Annotated in this window: 15 protein-coding genes and 1 tRNA gene; 5 read left to right on the top strand and 11 right to left on the bottom strand. The window is 63.4% G+C overall.

Annotation, left to right across the window (positions count from 1 at the left end; genetic code table 11):
* Window positions 1–6 precede the first annotated feature (6 nt).
* Window positions 7–525, bottom strand: a complete 519-nt coding sequence (gene rplJ, locus RBB31_RS19025) for a 50S ribosomal protein L10 (protein ID WP_103762104.1) — start codon at window positions 523–525, stop codon at window positions 7–9.
* Window positions 526–1066: 541 nt separating this feature from the next.
* On the opposite strand from rplJ, the gene RBB31_RS19020 reads away from it, so the two are divergent.
* Window positions 1067–2053 carry a PleD family two-component system response regulator gene (locus tag RBB31_RS19020; protein WP_306130834.1) on the top strand — a complete coding sequence of 329 codons (987 nt, stop codon included), beginning with the start codon at window positions 1067–1069 and terminating at the stop codon, window positions 2051–2053.
* 69 nt (window positions 2054–2122) lie between these two features.
* On the opposite strand, the gene rplA is transcribed toward RBB31_RS19020, so the two are convergent.
* From rplA to RBB31_RS18995, 5 genes are all read right to left on the bottom strand, one after another.
* Window positions 2123–2821, bottom strand: a complete 699-nt coding sequence (rplA, locus tag RBB31_RS19015; protein WP_306130833.1) for a 50S ribosomal protein L1 — start codon at window positions 2819–2821, stop codon at window positions 2123–2125.
* A 1-nt stretch (window position 2822) separates the two neighbouring features.
* On the bottom strand, window positions 2823–3248 hold the full coding sequence (gene rplK / locus RBB31_RS19010) for a 50S ribosomal protein L11 (RefSeq protein ID WP_103762101.1): 426 nt from the start codon (window positions 3246–3248) through the stop codon (window positions 2823–2825).
* A gap of 432 nt (window positions 3249–3680) precedes the next feature.
* Window positions 3681–4214 (bottom strand): transcription termination/antitermination protein NusG, encoded by a 534-nt coding sequence (nusG, locus tag RBB31_RS19005; RefSeq protein WP_306130832.1) that lies wholly within the window; start codon window positions 4212–4214, stop codon window positions 3681–3683.
* A 190-nt stretch (window positions 4215–4404) separates the two neighbouring features.
* Window positions 4405–4602 carry a preprotein translocase subunit SecE gene (gene secE, locus RBB31_RS19000; RefSeq protein ID WP_057796846.1) on the bottom strand — a complete coding sequence of 66 codons (198 nt, stop codon included), beginning with the start codon at window positions 4600–4602 and terminating at the stop codon, window positions 4405–4407.
* 132 nt (window positions 4603–4734) lie between these two features.
* Window positions 4735–5574, bottom strand: coding sequence for a hypothetical protein (locus RBB31_RS18995; RefSeq protein ID WP_306130831.1), 840 nt, complete (start codon window positions 5572–5574; stop codon window positions 4735–4737).
* A gap of 276 nt (window positions 5575–5850) precedes the next feature.
* Between RBB31_RS18995 and ugpB the strand changes: the two genes are divergently transcribed.
* Genes ugpB through RBB31_RS18975 form a run of 4 tightly spaced genes read left to right on the top strand, consistent with a single transcriptional unit; the run spans window position 5851 to window position 10028 of the window.
* Entirely contained in the window at window positions 5851–7167 is a 1317-nt protein-coding gene (gene ugpB, locus RBB31_RS18990; RefSeq protein WP_306130830.1) for a sn-glycerol-3-phosphate ABC transporter substrate-binding protein UgpB, read from the top strand.
* Between the two features lie 45 nt (window positions 7168–7212).
* Window positions 7213–8094: a sn-glycerol-3-phosphate ABC transporter permease UgpA gene (gene ugpA, locus RBB31_RS18985; RefSeq protein ID WP_306130829.1), complete on the top strand. Its 882-nt coding sequence runs from the start codon at window positions 7213–7215 to the stop codon at window positions 8092–8094.
* On the top strand, window positions 8094–8942 hold the full coding sequence (ugpE, locus tag RBB31_RS18980; RefSeq protein WP_306130828.1) for a sn-glycerol-3-phosphate ABC transporter permease UgpE: 849 nt from the start codon (window positions 8094–8096) through the stop codon (window positions 8940–8942). Before ugpA ends, ugpE begins: the two co-directional genes overlap by 1 nt.
* A gap of 3 nt (window positions 8943–8945) precedes the next feature.
* Window positions 8946–10028: an ABC transporter ATP-binding protein gene (locus RBB31_RS18975; RefSeq protein ID WP_306130827.1), complete on the top strand. Its 1083-nt coding sequence runs from the start codon at window positions 8946–8948 to the stop codon at window positions 10026–10028.
* A 56-nt stretch (window positions 10029–10084) separates the two neighbouring features.
* Here RBB31_RS18975 and RBB31_RS18970 read toward each other — a convergent pair whose 3' ends face one another.
* The 5 genes from RBB31_RS18970 to RBB31_RS18950 all read right to left on the bottom strand — a co-directional run bounded on the left by RBB31_RS18970 (window position 10085) and on the right by RBB31_RS18950 (window position 14418).
* Window positions 10085–11086 carry a PleD family two-component system response regulator gene (locus RBB31_RS18970; RefSeq protein ID WP_306130826.1) on the bottom strand — a complete coding sequence of 334 codons (1002 nt, stop codon included), beginning with the start codon at window positions 11084–11086 and terminating at the stop codon, window positions 10085–10087.
* Between the two features lie 177 nt (window positions 11087–11263).
* A tRNA-Trp gene (locus tag RBB31_RS18965) sits at window positions 11264–11339 on the bottom strand.
* An 89-nt stretch (window positions 11340–11428) separates the two neighbouring features.
* Window positions 11429–12667, bottom strand: a complete 1239-nt coding sequence (locus RBB31_RS18960; RefSeq protein WP_306130825.1) for a CoA transferase — start codon at window positions 12665–12667, stop codon at window positions 11429–11431.
* On the bottom strand, window positions 12664–13518 hold the full coding sequence (locus RBB31_RS18955; protein ID WP_306130862.1) for a MaoC family dehydratase N-terminal domain-containing protein: 855 nt from the start codon (window positions 13516–13518) through the stop codon (window positions 12664–12666). Before RBB31_RS18955 ends, RBB31_RS18960 begins: the two co-directional genes overlap by 4 nt.
* Before the next feature lie 243 nt (window positions 13519–13761).
* Window positions 13762–14418, bottom strand: a complete 657-nt coding sequence (locus RBB31_RS18950) for a CatB-related O-acetyltransferase (RefSeq protein WP_306130824.1) — start codon at window positions 14416–14418, stop codon at window positions 13762–13764.
* Window positions 14419–14588 lie beyond the last annotated feature (170 nt).

Genomic DNA, 14588 nt, shown 5'->3' with positions numbered 1-14588 from the left:
AGTTGCTTACGCTGCTTCCGCCTTCTCTTCGATGGTCGAAAGGATGCTCGCGATGTTGCTTGCAGGTGCGCCGATCGCACCGGCGATGTTCGAAGCGGGTGCGCCAAGCATGCCGGCGATGGTGGAGATAAGCTCCTCGCGCGACGGCAGTTTCGACGTGGCTTCGACACCGGCCCGGTCCAGGGCCGTCTCACCCATGGCGCCACCAAGGATTTCAAACTTCTTGTTGTCCTTGGCGAAACCTTCCGCGACCTTGGCTGCTGCCACGGGGTCTTCGGAGAAGGTGAGCACGGTCATGCCCGAGAGGTAATCGGCGATGCTTGCGCAAGGCTTGCCCTCAAGGGCGATCTTTGCGAGCCTGTTCTTGGCAACGCGAACAGATGCTTCGGCCTCGCGCGCACGGGCGCGCAGGTCTTGCATCTCCGCAACTGTAAGGCCTTCGTAGTGGGCAACCACAACGACGCCAGAGCTTTCGAAGATCTGGCCGAGTTCGTCGACCACTTTCTCTTTCTGGGCTCTATCCACAGTTTCACTCCAAATTTGGGGGTGTCCCCCGGCTCAGTACCACCGGGCCACTCACGACCCGGCAAAGGGTCCGCTAACGGGGCTGAGCCAGTCGGGGCACGCCTTGATACCAAGGAGAACCTCGAGAATTCTGGTCTTTCCCGTCTCGGGCAGGAATTATGACCGGCAAATCCCGGTCACCCACCGTCTCGGACGAAACACAAATGGCCCGACGAATCGAGCCATACGTGCAAGGCCGGTGTTTATGCCGCATGGCGGCAAATGCCAAGGGGGAAATTCATCGCCTGCCACGACAGGCAAACATGCGCGGATCGAAACGATCTCACGCAGCGTGGGCGACACTCTGACACGCCCGCGCCCGACGCGCAAGTCTCGACCCGAAAACGCCGCGCGGCCCGGGCCTCCGACCGGTACCGAGAAACGCAGGTGTTGAAAAATTAACGATTTCCTGCCTCGCTCGCGCCTTCTTTCTCCCTCTGATTGTACCAAGGGTCCCGGTGCGCCGATTGCCCGGGACCAAATGCTTGATATGAGGCACGACATGCACCTGCTCGCAGTAGATGACGAACCGGCCATCCTCGACCTGCTGGAACTTCTGATCACGCAGGACGGCAGGCACACCCTGTCCAAGGCCCCCTGCGTGGTCGACGCGCTCGGCGTGGTGGCCGACCCGGACGGCCAGCCGATCGACTGTTTTCTGGTCGACATCCAGATGCCCGGAACCAACGGCATAGATCTCTGCCACATCCTGCGGGATCGCCCCGACCACCAACTGACACCGATCGTCATGCTGACCGCGATGTCCGACAAAGCATCGCTCGATCAGGCCTTCGCGGCTGGCGCGAGCGACTTCATCCCCAAGCCCTTCGACATCGACGAACTGCGCCAAAGGATCGCCCTGATCGAAAGCCTTGTCGCCAAGTCCGAAATGCCGTCGACCGACACGACCCCGCCGGACGCCGAAACCAATGCGGCGGGAGGCGACGGCCCCCTGCCCCTGGACGTCCCGTTCCATCCGCAAGACATCGACGGCGTGATCGATCACCGCGCGCTGCAAAATTACGTCGCCGTCATGGCCCGCAAGAAGGTTTTCGGCTCGGCCGCCTTCGCCATCGGCATCAACGATATCGTCGACCTTCACGCCCGGTGCACCGCCTACGAATTCGAATGCCTCGTAACCGATATCTGCGAAGCGATTTCGGTTCTGCTCGAAGGGCACCAGTTCCTGGTCGCATATACCGGAAACGGCGAATTCCTCTGCGTGGTCGAGGACGGATGGCGGTCCGGCTTCGACCAGATCGGCCAAAGATTGCAAGCCATCCTGCAGCGCGTCGATTCGCATTTCAACGATGGCAGGCCGATGAACGTCACGGCTACCATCGGCGACGTGACCCCGTTCGAATGGAAGCCCGGCTGCACCGGCACCGAGGCGCTCGTCGCGGCGCTTGAAAGCGCCCGGCGGAAACGCCTGGACGAGAACGACGGGCCGGAAGATAGCTGGCCCGGCAAGGTCAGTGCATCTGGCTGACCACCCTGCTCCCAACGAAAAAGGCCCCCGAAACTCTCGGGGGCCTTTTCAATCTCGAAACGTGTCCGCTTACTCGGTCACGGCGCTTTCGATCGCGATGCTGACGCCCGGACCCATGGTCGAGCTCAACGCCACCTTCTTCATGTAAGTGCCTTTCGCGCCGGCGGGTTTCGCCTTTTGCACGGCATCGATGAAAGCGCGGACATTCTCGACCAGCTTGCCTTCGTCGAAGGAGGCCTTGCCAACGCCTGCGTGCACCACACCGGCCTTCTCGACCTTGAATTGCACTTCACCGCCCTTGGCGGCCTTCACGGCGTCGGCCACGTCCATCGTCACCGTGCCGACCTTGGGGTTCGGCATTAGGTTGCGCGGGCCCAGCACCTTGCCCAGACGGCCCACGATGGGCATCATGTCCGGCGTCGCGATGCAGCGGTCAAAGTTGATCTCACCGCCCTGGATGGTTTCCATCAGGTCCTCGGCACCGACGATATCGGCCCCGGCCTCCTTGGCCTCGTCCGCCTTGGCGCCACGGGCGAAGACGGCAACGCGCACGTCCTTGCCGGTGCCGTTCGGCAGGCCGACGACGCCACGGACCATCTGGTCGGCGTGGCGCGGGTTGACGCCCAGGTTCACGGCGATCTCGACAGTCTCGTCGAACTTCGCGCTGGCGTGGTTCTTGACCAGAGCGACAGCCTCTTCGACCGTCACGTTGTGCTTGTCCGCGAAGGCTTCGCGGGCGGCGCGGGTACGTTTTCCAAGTTTCGCCATTTTACTTCACCTCGATGCCCATGGACCGCGCGGACCCTGCGATGATCTTCATCGCGGATTCGACGTCGTTCGCGTTCAGGTCTCTCCACTTCGCTTCCGCGATCTCGCGCAGCTGCTTGGGGCTCACCGTGGCAACGCTTTCGCGCCCCGGGGTCTTGGAGCCCGACTTCAGCTTGGCAGCCTTCTTCAGGTAGTACGACGCCGGCGGCGTCTTGATGTCCATTTCAAAGGACTTGTCCTGATAGTAGGTGATCACGGTCGGGCACGGTGCACCGGGCTCCATCTCCTGCGTCTTGGCGTTGAACGCCTTGCAGAATTCCATGATGTTGATGCCGCGCTGACCCAGCGCCGGACCAACCGGCGGGGACGGGTTCGCTTGTCCGGCAGGCACCTGAAGCTTCATGGTGCCGGCAAGTTTCTTGGCCATTGGCCTTCTCCTTCTCAAACAGCCTCGGGACGCGTCCTTAGGCCTATGTTGATGTGGTCAGGTTCGACGATCGCGACCGCCTCGCCTCCCACATGGATGAATCGCCCCTCGGGGCAATTGCGGCGACATACAAGCGAAGGGGCGCATTTGCAAGCGGGCAGTATCTTACGCCCTAAGGTCCGCTTCGAGCCCCTGGTTGCCCCAGTCGCAAAGCACCCGCGCGGAACCAGGGCGAAGCCCGCCGCGCATCGCCGGGCCGTCCCCCGGCACGGCGATTGGGCAGGTGAAGTGCCGCGCTCTCGGGTTGGATGTGGTTGGCAGACATAAATTGCCCATCACCATCGTCGGTTCGCCGCACCACGGCCCGTCGATGCGCGTCTCCTAACCGTCAGAACAGAACGTCCGCTTTCTCCCGCAAAGCGGACCACCACCTTACCCCTGCTTGGTCACCTGGGTGAATTCCAGCTCCACCGGCGTCTCGCGACCGAAGATCGACACCGTCACCTTCAGGCGCTGGTTGTCGTCGTCCACTTCCTCGACCATGCCGTCGAAATCCTCGAACGGGCCGTCGTTGACCTTGACCTTCTCGCCCACTTCAAAGCTGACCAGCAGTTTCGGCGCGTCCTCGCCTTCCTGCACGCGGTTCAGGATCTGGTTCACTTCGGCATCACGCATCGGCATTGGCCGCCCCTGCGGACCCAGAAAGCCGGTGACACGATTGATCGAGTTGATCAGGTGATAGCCCTGGTCCGACATTTCCATGTGCACGAGTACATAGCCCGGCATGAAGCGCCGCTCTGCGGTCACCTTCTTGCCGCGGCGCACCTCGATGACCTCCTCGGTCGGCACCAGAACCTCGTCGATATCGTCTTCGAGGCCCTGTTCGGCCACGGATTGCCGGATCTGCTCTGCGATCTTCTTTTCGAAATTGGAAAGAACGCTGACCGAATACCACCGTTTCGCCATGCTGAGCACCATCCCTCGTTGCCCGGGTCCCGCCCGGAAAGTTCATATTCCGAAGGGCCTTCCCGGCCCAAACCACCTTCCAGAAACAATTCAGCGCGCGGGCCGAATCGCCGCGCGCTGCTGGAAGTGTCGGGTCAGTTACCGCCCTTTGGCCTTCATTTCAAGGCTCAAGCGTCAAATTTCGCGCGCCTCAGCCGAAGAGGCCAAGCAGACCTTCCAGGCCACTGCGGATCGCCAGGTCGACCAGCGCGAAGAAGACCGCCGTCAACGCAGCCATGATGAAAACCATGACCGTTGTCAGCAGAACCTCGCGCCGGGTGGGCCACACGACCTTGGCCACTTCCGCGCGGACCTGCTGGATGAACTGAAGCGGATTTGTAACGGCCATCGGTGCGCGTCTTTCTTCGTTGGAAACCTCGTGACGCGCGACATACGCCGCGCGCGCCACGAATTCAAGAGCCGAGACCGCGCGCGGCGTGCCCGAAGCGAAGCTTGTGGCCTTCCCGCCGGTCGCGGGCGATCAGCTCTCGCGCGCCTCGGCAGCCAGCCGATCGAACGGGTCGGGCCGGTTCTCGTCCGGGTCGTCCGCACCGGAGAAATCCGGCAGCGCAAGCCGCTCGGCCCAGGAGGCCGGCAACCAGTCCAGCAACCGATCGAACTTCTCGGCAAAGCGATCGGCCCGTTGCCGCACGCGCTCCGCCAGCTCGGGATTGCGGGCATGCAGCCTATGCCACGCGCCGCCGATGATCTCGCCCCATCTGTCGGGGCCGAGGCTCAGGTAGGCGATCAACACCAGCCACACCAGCAGTAATGCCGCCAGTGGCACCATCAGCGGGCGATAAAGCACAAGCGCCGCGACCACGGCCCAGGCGACATGTTTTTTCGTCGGTCGATACGTGCGCAGCCAAACCGGCAAACGCATGGCCGTCCGCGTGCGAACTGGCGCTGCCGCCTCGGATGCGGCCGGCCTCGCAGGCGCGCACTGCGGCGTCTCCGCGACTGTCCGCCGGGACAAGGTCAGGCGCGGCAACCGCAGCCGCCCCCGCGGGGGCGACACCTCTGCAGACGCCCCGGCCCGCTCGGCCTTCAGGATCTGCGCAATCGATTCCCGCACCGGCTCGCGCCGTGGCAGCGTCGGCTCATCATAGGTCAGGACCTCTTCCTGCGGCGCGATATCCGGCAGTCGTTCCGGCGCCGCACGGCGTTTTTCCTCGATCAGCAACTGCCGGATCAGGGTGTCGGCGTTGTTTTCGATATCCGTCGCGGCGCCCGCATCCACTGCCGGCGTCCCCGGCAGCTCTTCGCTGCGGATGTATAGATCGTTCCGAAGCGCCGGCCGGCGCGTATCTGTCATGCTCATGGCAGCACTCATTTACGGTTCCACGCCCCCACGCGGTGACCGCGTCAGGCCCTTCCCCGAAGGTCCGCATCGCGATTCATGGTGATGCTAGGGCTGAAATGCGGCTGAATAAAGGCGGTGCCGGGGCGGAAAATTGGCCGGTGCATCCGTGGGCAGAGCACACTTCCGGCCTGCCATCATCTGGTTGTCACAAAACCCCTCTAATCGGGGCGGACCGGCCGGTGCCTTGGTGCCCCGGCCCATCGCCTTTGCTCAAACCACTGACGGGAGACCTCAATGAATTCCAATCGCATCCTCGCGGCCTCCACGGCCATCGCGCTGGTCGCACAACCGGTGCTGGCCGCCGAAAAGACCGAATTCCAGTTCTGGCACGCCATGGGCGGCGACCTGGGAGAACGCGTCGACGCAATGTCGGCCAAGTTCAATGAAGGCTCCGACACCTGCAGGGTCAACCCGGTCTACAAGGGCAACTACACCGAGAACATGACTGCCGCCATCGCCGCCTTCCGCGCCGGCGAGCAGCCCCATGTCGTTCAGGTCTTCGAGGTCGGCACCGCCACCATGATGGCCGCCGGCGACAACGGCGCGATCTATCCCGTCTACAAGCTTATGGAAGATGCCGGAATCGACTTCGATCCGTCCGAATACCTGCCCGCCGTGATCTCCTATTACACCGACACCGACGGCAACCTGCTGTCCCTGCCCTTCAACAGTTCCACCCCCGTCCTGTGGTACAACAAGACCGCGCTCGACGCCGCCGGTGCCGAGATCCCCACCACCTGGGACGAGGTCGAGGAGGCGGCCCGCAAGCTGAAAGAGAACGGCGTCGAAAAACCCTTCTCCTTCGGCTGGCAGTCCTGGGTCAACATCGAGAACTACTCGGCCTGGCACGACCTGCCGATGGCCACACAGGAAAACGGCTTTGCCGGTCTCGATACCGAATTCACCTTCAACAACGAGAACGTGGTCAACCACATCCAGCGCATCGCCGACATGGGCGACGAAGGCCTTTTCGCCTATGGCGGACGCCGCGGCGACAGCCGGGCGCAGTTCGTCAACGGCGAGACCGCACTCTGGATCAACTCCTCGGCCTATTACGGCGGCTTCAAGGACGAGATCACCGATTTCGAGTTCGGTCAGACCATGCTGCCGCTCGATACCGCCGTGGCCGACGCACCGCAAAACTCCATCATCGGCGGCGCCACACTGTGGGTCCTGCAAGGTCATGAGCAGCCCGCATACACCTGCGTCGCCGAGTTCTTCAATTTCCTGTCCTCGCCCGAGCAACAGGCCGAATGGCACCAGGGCACGGGCTACGTTCCGATCACCACCGCCGCCTATGAACTCAGCCGGGAACAGGGCTTCTACGAGACCGACCCGCTGACCGACACCGCCATCAAGCAACTGTCGCTGAATACGCCCACCCCGGCGTCCAAGGGCATCCGCTTCGGCAATTTCGTCCAGGTCCGCGATGTCATCAACGAAGAGCTCGAAGCCGTCTGGGCCGGTGACAAGTCCGCGCAGGAGGCACTGGATGCCGCCGTCGAGCGCGGCAACGCGCTGCTGCGCAAATTCCAGGACGCCAACTCCTAAGGCCGCGTAGGGTGGGTTTCAAACCCACCCTACCCCACTCTAATCATGCAGAAACGCGTCGTTTTCCGCTCCCGGTGGCTGCCCTATGCTCTGGTCGCCCCGCAAATCGCGATCACCCTCGTCTTTTTCTTCTGGCCCTCCTACCAGGCGCTGGAAAGCTCGTTCTTCCTCGAGGACGCGTTCGGCTTCTCGCGCGACTGGGTCGGCCTGCGCAACTACGAGGCGCTTTTCAACGATCCCTCCTACCTGCGCTCGTTCAAGACCACATTGATCTTCGGCTTCTCCGTGGCTTTCCTCGCCATGGCCCTGTCGCTGGGCCTCGCCGTCGCCGCCAACCGCGTCATCCGCGCCGCCACCACCTATCGCACCCTGCTCATCTGGCCCTACGCCGTGGCCCCCGCGCTCGCGGGCGTGATCTGGTACTTCCTGATGAACCCCTCCCTGGGCATCGTCGCCTACTGGCTGGGCGAAGTTGGCATCGACTGGAACCACTACGTCAACGGCGACCAGGCCCTCCTGATGGTCATCGTCGCCGCCGCGTGGAAACAGGTCAGCTACAATTTCCTCTTCTTCCTCGCCGGGCTGCAATCCATCCCCAAGTCGCTGATAGAGGCCGCCGCCATCGACCGCGCCGGCCCCGTGCGCCGCTTCTGGTCGATCACCTTTCCGCTCCTGACGCCGACCACCTTCTTCCTGCTGGTCGTGAACCTCGTCTACGCCTTCTTCGACACGTTTTCCCTTATCCACGCCACGACCGAGGGCGGCCCCGCCGACGCCACGTCGATCCTCGTCTTCAAGGTCTACGCCACCGGGTTCGTCGGCCAGGATTACGGCGGCTCGGCGGCGCAGTCGGTGATCCTCATGGCCCTCGTCATCGCCATGACCTTCATCCAGTTCCGCTATGTCGAGCGCAAGGTGAACTACTGATGGTCGAGAACCGCCCCTTCCTCACCTTCCTTACACACGCGGCGCTGATCCTTGGTGTGACCTTCCTGTGCTTCCCGGTCTGGATGGCGCTCGTCGCCTCCACCCACGGGCCCGACGCGCTGGCCCGATCGCCCATCCCCCTGTGGTTCGGCGATCAGGGCTGGCAGAACTACAGCCAGCTTCTGACCATCGGCCTGCCCGAGGCGGGCGGCGTGCCCCTCGGGCGAATGATGCTGAACTCCCTCATCATGGCTTTGGCCATCACTATCGGTAAAATCGCCATCTCGATCATCTCGGCCTATGCGATCGTCTATTTCCGCTTTCCCTTCCGCATGGGCTTTTTCTGGATGATCTTCGTCACCCTCATGCTGCCGGTCGAGGTCCGCATCCTGCCGACCTTCGACGTGGTGACGAAACTGGGGATGCTGAACTCCTACGCGGGCCTGACGATCCCCCTAATCGCCTCGGCCACCGCCACCTTCCTCTTCCGCCAGTTCTTCCTCACCGTCCCGGATGAACTGGTCGAGGCCGCCCGAATCGACCGCGCCGGGCCCGTCCGCTTCTTCCTCGATATCCTGCTACCCATGAGCCGCACCAACATCGCGGCGCTCTTCATCATCCTCTTCATCTACGGCTGGAATCAGTACCTCTGGCCACTGATCGTCACCACCGAAGAGGACCTCTACACCATCGTCATGGGCATCCAGCGCATGACCAATTCCGGCGAGGCCCTGCCCGTCTGGCACTTCATCATGGGCACCGCCATGCTGGCGCTGATCCCGCCTGTGCTGGTCGTCGTCGCCATGCAGAAGCTCTTCGTCAAAGGCCTCGTGGACAGTGAGAAGTAATCAATGGCCAACCTGAACCTCTCCCGGCTGGGCAAGACCTATCCTGGCAACGTCATCGCCGTCTCCGACGTCTCGGCCGAGATCGAACACGGCGAATTCATCGTCCTGGTCGGCCCCTCGGGCTGCGGCAAATCCACCATCCTGCGCATGATTGCGGGGCTGGAAACCATCACCACTGGCGACCTTCACATCGGCAAGCGCCACGTCAACGGGCTGGAACCAGGCGATCGCGACATCGCCATGGTGTTCCAGAACTACGCCCTCTATCCGCACATGACCGTGCGCAAGAACATGGAATACGGGCTGAGAAACGAGGGCCTGCCCCGCGCCGAGATCGACACCCGGATTGCCGAGGCCACGCGCACCCTGCGCCTCGAGGACTACCTCGACCGCAAGCCCCGCCAGCTTTCAGGCGGCCAGCGCCAGCGCGTCGCCATGGGCCGCGCCATCGTCCGCGACCCGGCGGTGTTCCTCTTCGACGAGCCGCTGTCGAACCTTGACGCCAAGCTGCGCACGCAACTCCGGGCCGAGCTCAAATCCCTGCACCAGCGCCTCGGCGCCACCTTCATCTACGTGACGCACGATCAGGTCGAGGCAATGTCCCTCGCCCACCGGATCATCATCATGTCACAAGGCCGCGTGGAACAGATCGGCACGCCCATGGATCTCTACCACCGCCCTGCCACACGCTTCGTGGCCGACTTCATCGGCACCCCCGCCATGAACATGTTGAACGCCACTCTGTCCCGCGATCAGGCCTCGGCAACGCTTGCCGACGGTACGGCGATCCCTCTGCCCGCACCGATCTCAAGGCCGCCCGGGGCGGCACTCACGCTCGGCCTGCGCCCCGAGCACCTCGTGGTGGGGCACGCCGGCCCCATCACTCTGGCGCTCAGGTCCGTCTTCACCGAACATCTCGGCGCCGACACGCTGCTGCATGCCTGTCTTGCAGACAGCGACACGCCGGTCATAATGCGCCTCAACGCCGCCGACGCTCCTGCCGCGGGACACATGCTCACCGCCAGCGCCAGCCCCGACAAAATGCACCTTTTCGACGCGGTCACCGGGGCACGGATCGCGACCTAGAGTTTCAGCTCGACTCGGTCGCCATCCGTCCCGCGCCTGTCCGCTGCGCGCGGCAATCAGGACGCGTCGTTCTTGGCGTTCGCGCTCTTGCGAAAGATGCGGTCCTGCACCTTCGAGATCGGCGGCAACAGCATGTCTTCGCTGGTTCCAAGGCTGCCGACGAACCGCCGGATCAGGCCGATGGCGATATCGGGTGCCAGCATCCGCTTGTTCGACAGCGCCGACACGTTCAGCACCAGGTCACCCGGCGACAGGACGCTGTGCGCCACCTCGTAGCTGTGGAACGCGTCTCGAATGCGCGCCTGCAAGAGGTTCGGCACGATATGGTTCCGCACCACCAGAAGGCAGATGAACTTGCCGTAGCCCACATAGGACAGCGACGCCCCGCTGGCCGGAAGGGTCTTGCCGATGATGTTCGCCACCGCCTCCACCACGTCCAGGAACTCCGCCTGACTCAGGCGTGAGCCAAGGTTCTCGATCCCTTCGATCTCGATCGACAGCAGGGTCATCGCATAGACACCCTCGCTCAAGCGCAGCAGACGGTTCTCCAATTGGAAATAGTCGCGCATGTTCGGCACGTTCGAATAGGTGATCCGCATCGACGGGTCGAACTGGCCAGCCTCGGGCGCGGTCTGCAGCGCAGTCTTCAGCGCCAGGCGGCTCTCGGCCTCGCTCTTCAACGTCTCGACCAGCAGCATCGCGATCTGGATGCGCACCCGCAGGTCCAGATGCTCGATGGGCTTCATCATGTAGTCGGTCGCCCCTGCATCGAACGCCTCGTTCATGTGCAGCTTGGCCGCCGCCGAGGTGATCATGATGATCGGCGCGATCCGGTATTGCGACATTTCGCGGATCCGAGAGCACAGCTCGATCCCGTCCATGCCGCCCATCTTGATGTCCAGCAGGAAGCAATCGAACGGATAATCCTGCTCGGCAATGATCTCCAGCGCCTCCTCGCCCGATGCCGCCGTGGTGACATCGTCGAACCCCATCTCCCTGAGGTGTTCGGTCAGCAGCGCTATGATGATTTCTTCATCGTCGACAACCATGATTCTCATGGGGCACATCCCTTCATTAACGACGGTTAACCACTCTCGATACAATTAGGGGATGAATGAGGTAACATTGCGACGGCCTGGGGTTAATTTCGTGATGCGGAAAATCAGCGATTATCCGCTCGAATGCGCTGAAACGCGCCGAAGCGAACCGGAATTTTCCAATACGTAAAAGGAGGTTGGCAGGGGCAGCAGGGCTCGAACCCGCGACCTACGGTTTTGGAGACCGTCGCTCTACCAGCTGAGCTATACCCCTAAGGCCGACGCCTCAGGTACGGCACCTGCACGGCGGAATCAAGTCCCCTTCCTGACGCGCACGCGGATTTTTCGACTTTATTTCTTTGATCAGGCTGCCGATTTCTTGCCATATTCCGGGCTCGCCACGATCCCGTCGTCGAACAACTTCGAAATTTCCGTATCGCTCAGCCGCGCAACATCGCCCAAAACCTCCTCGGTATGCGCCCCCAACGCCGGCGCGGGCACAGGCCGTACGCGGCCATGGCTGCCGAACGCCGCCGGGTGCCCCGGCACCGGGAATCGGCCCATGCCGGGCTGCTCGGTCATCGAGAACATCGGGTTCGCCTCGCCGAAATCCGGGTCCGCGCGCACCGCCTCGCGCGTGCCCCGGAACACCGACCAAGTCAGACCCATGGCGTTGAAGTCGCCCGCGAAGTCCTCGATCCGCCGCTCGGCGAACCACGGCGCCAGGATGGCGGTAATCTCGTGCCGCAGGCGCCAGCGAACGCCCTCGTCGCTCAAATCCACCCCGTGCCGCCGCGACAGCAGTTTCATCTGATCCTCGGTGGCCGTGGCCTTGACCAGCCCTTCCCACTGCCGCTGGGTCAGCCCGATCACCATCACACGCCCGCCGCAGGCACAGGCAAAGTCCTGCCCGTAGGCGCCATAGAGTGCGTTGCCCGACTTGCCCCGATCGTGGTCGTTCAGGTGCACGTCGCCCACGATCCCCAGATGCGCCATCGTCGCCGCCGCCACGTCCTTCAGCGTCAGGACAACCTCCTGCCCTTCGCCATGGCGCAGCCTGTGCCGCTCGGCAGCCAGCAGGCTGGACACGGCAAGGTTCCCGGCAATCAGGTCCCAGGCCGGCAGCGCGCTTGCCACAGGGTCCGGATGCCCCTCCGGCCCGGTCATGTGCGGCACGCCGATGGCCGGGTTCACCGTGTAATCCACCTGCGACCGCCCCTCGCGATCTCCCAGCATGCTGACCATCACAAGGTCCCGCCGCCGCTTGCTGAGTGTCGCGTAATCCATCCAGCCACGCACCCGCAGATTGGTCAAAAACAGCCCCGCATCGCGCCCCGGCGCAGTGATGATACGGCTGATCAGCTCGCGACCCTCGCGCGACCGCATGTTCACCGCGACCGATTTCTTTCCCTTGTTCAGCCCTGCCCAGAACAGGCTCTGCCCATCGGGCGCCAGCGGCCAACGCCCGTAATCCAGGCCCCCTTCCAGCCGGTCGAACCGGATCACCTCGGCGCCCATCTGCGCCAGCGTCATGCCTGCCAGCGGCACCGCGACAAAGGCGGACCCCTCGACCACTCTCATGCCTTTCAGGATCTTGTTCATGTGGTTTCCTCCCATGTGGCGGTGGCCTGCATGCACTGATGCCCGGCCTGTCCGGTGTATAACGTCAGCCCGCGCGCCTCCTCCTGCGCGTAGGCGGCAATGGTCATTTCGTTGGTGGCCCCGGGCACCAACAGCATCGGATGCACGCCCCGAAAGGTAAAACTTTCAGGGGCCCGCCCCTTCACGTCCGTCGCCGCCCGCATCAGCCACGCGGCCTGCATCGGCCCATGAACGACAAGGCCCGGATAATGCTCGACCTCTTGCGCATACGGCAGGTCGTAATGAATGCGATGCGCGTTGAAGGTGATGGCCGAGAAACGGAACAGAAGCGCCTCGTTGACGGGCTGGCTCCAGCGCCCGACCGTCTCCTCCGGCATCGGCTGCTTCGCCGGCGGTCGAAACTCGGTCGGCAGGTCCAGGTAGACGATGTCCTGCCGCTCCTCGATCACCACCGCACCCTCGGCGCTCAGTTCATGATCGACGGACACGAAAACCATGCGCCCGGTCTTGCCCGCTTTCTCGGTCACGCCCACGATGGTCGAGCGGCTGTCGAACGGCACCCCCACGCGCAGCGGCGCTCCAAAACGCAGCTTGCCCCCGGCCCACATCCGCCGCCCCAGCGGCACAGGCGGCAGGAAGCCTCCCAGCTTCGGATGTCCGTCCGTTGCAAGCTCCTCCAGCGGGCAAACGGGCGGAAAGGCGCACCAGTGCCACAGCGGCGGCATCGCCGCGCCCGCCTCCGGCGCGTCCTTGGCCGGGTCGCCGATGGTCGCATGGATCTGCGCCGCCTGCGCCGGAGAGATCCCACCCTCCCGCCGTTCGGTCCGGCCTTCCCATGCTGACAGGTTCACTTGATCCAAGGCGTGCTCCTCCTCGTGCGAGAGCTTGGCCTAGTCAGAAAAAATGTCAACATTTCAATATGTTAAATGAATACTACGGTATGCCGCATCTTTGCTGCAGATGCACACCGGAAGTCTGGGCGTTGATTTCATGGCGCTTTCAGCCCGCGTCGGCGCTCATGCGCGACAGCGAGATCGCTGAAAGCAGCCCTGTCGGAACCTGTTTCGCTTTGCGGCAGATTGCCTCAGTCGGCCCTAAGGTGCCGCCCGTTCAAGCGCATCCAAGTCCGCGCCGCAGATCGCCGCCTCATGCTTCAGGATGCGTTCGATGGGCCAGTTCCACCACGCAATCTCGTTCAACCGCGCGATGGTGTCTGCGGCGAACCGCAACTTCACCACCCGCGCCGGGTTGCCGGCCACCACCGCGTAATCCGGGATCTCACCTCGCACCACCGCCCCCGCGCTGACGATCACGCCATTGCCCAGCCGCGCCCCCGGCAGTACGCGCGCATCCTTGCCCAGCCAGACGTCATGCCCCAGCACCGTGTCCGGTCCGGACCACTCCGGCAGGCTTGGCCGGTTTGCGGCCGTGGCATGGTCGAACACCGCAAAGGGAAAGGTCGAGAACCCGTCGCGCCGATGATTGGCCGAGGCGGTGATGAACACCACCCCGTCGGCGATCTGGCAGAACTTGCCGATCACCAGCTTCTCGTCCGAAAAGGGAAACAGGTACGGCGCCAGGTGCGCGGCCCAGTCCTCGGGCGGACGGGTCGCACTGGCATAGCTGTAATCTCCGACGATGAACCGGGAATGGTCGATCACGGCCTTCAGAAAAACGGTCCCCGCATGAGCGCTGCCATCGGGCAGGATCACCGGGTTGCGCGTGTCGGGGGCGGGAAACGGGTGTGTCATGTGCCTTGATCTCACTCCAACCCCGAAAAGGAAAGGGCGCCCGTTCTGGACGCCCTTTCAAATGTCTCAAAGAGTTCCCGGGTCACATCCGGAACAACGCCGTGCCTCGGATCACTCGAGGATCTTCGACACCACGCCGGCGCCGACGGTGCGGCCGCCTTCGCGGATGG

The sequence above is a fragment of the Roseovarius sp. MMSF_3350 genome, assembly GCF_030733425.1.
Taxonomy (GTDB): Bacteria; Pseudomonadota; Alphaproteobacteria; order Rhodobacterales; family Rhodobacteraceae; genus Roseovarius.
This window is presented reverse-complemented; position numbering and strand designations above follow the sequence as displayed.

What these genes read in the sequence shown, in the direction of transcription:
- RBB31_RS18960 (WP_306130825.1), bottom strand. Translation starts at nt 12,667, where the DNA reads ATGAACAAGATCCTGAAAGGCATGAGAGTGGTCGAGGGGTCCGCCTTT.
- RBB31_RS18995 (WP_306130831.1), bottom strand. Translation starts at nt 5,574, where the DNA reads ATGAGCATGACAGATACGCGCCGGCCGGCGCTTCGGAACGATCTATAC.
- RBB31_RS19020 (WP_306130834.1), top strand. Translation starts at nt 1,067, where the DNA reads ATGCACCTGCTCGCAGTAGATGACGAACCGGCCATCCTCGACCTGCTG.
- rplK (WP_103762101.1), bottom strand. Translation starts at nt 3,248, where the DNA reads ATGGCCAAGAAACTTGCCGGCACCATGAAGCTTCAGGTGCCTGCCGGA.
- RBB31_RS18970 (WP_306130826.1), bottom strand. Translation starts at nt 11,086, where the DNA reads ATGAGAATCATGGTTGTCGACGATGAAGAAATCATCATAGCGCTGCTG.
- nusG (WP_306130832.1), bottom strand. Translation starts at nt 4,214, where the DNA reads ATGGCGAAACGGTGGTATTCGGTCAGCGTTCTTTCCAATTTCGAAAAG.
- ugpA (WP_306130829.1), top strand. Translation starts at nt 7,213, where the DNA reads ATGCAGAAACGCGTCGTTTTCCGCTCCCGGTGGCTGCCCTATGCTCTG.
- ugpE (WP_306130828.1), top strand. Translation starts at nt 8,094, where the DNA reads ATGGTCGAGAACCGCCCCTTCCTCACCTTCCTTACACACGCGGCGCTG.
- ugpB (WP_306130830.1), top strand. Translation starts at nt 5,851, where the DNA reads ATGAATTCCAATCGCATCCTCGCGGCCTCCACGGCCATCGCGCTGGTC.
- rplA (WP_306130833.1), bottom strand. Translation starts at nt 2,821, where the DNA reads ATGGCGAAACTTGGAAAACGTACCCGCGCCGCCCGCGAAGCCTTCGCG.
- RBB31_RS18975 (WP_306130827.1), top strand. Translation starts at nt 8,946, where the DNA reads ATGGCCAACCTGAACCTCTCCCGGCTGGGCAAGACCTATCCTGGCAAC.
- RBB31_RS18950 (WP_306130824.1), bottom strand. Translation starts at nt 14,418, where the DNA reads ATGACACACCCGTTTCCCGCCCCCGACACGCGCAACCCGGTGATCCTG.
- secE (WP_057796846.1), bottom strand. Translation starts at nt 4,602, where the DNA reads ATGGCCGTTACAAATCCGCTTCAGTTCATCCAGCAGGTCCGCGCGGAA.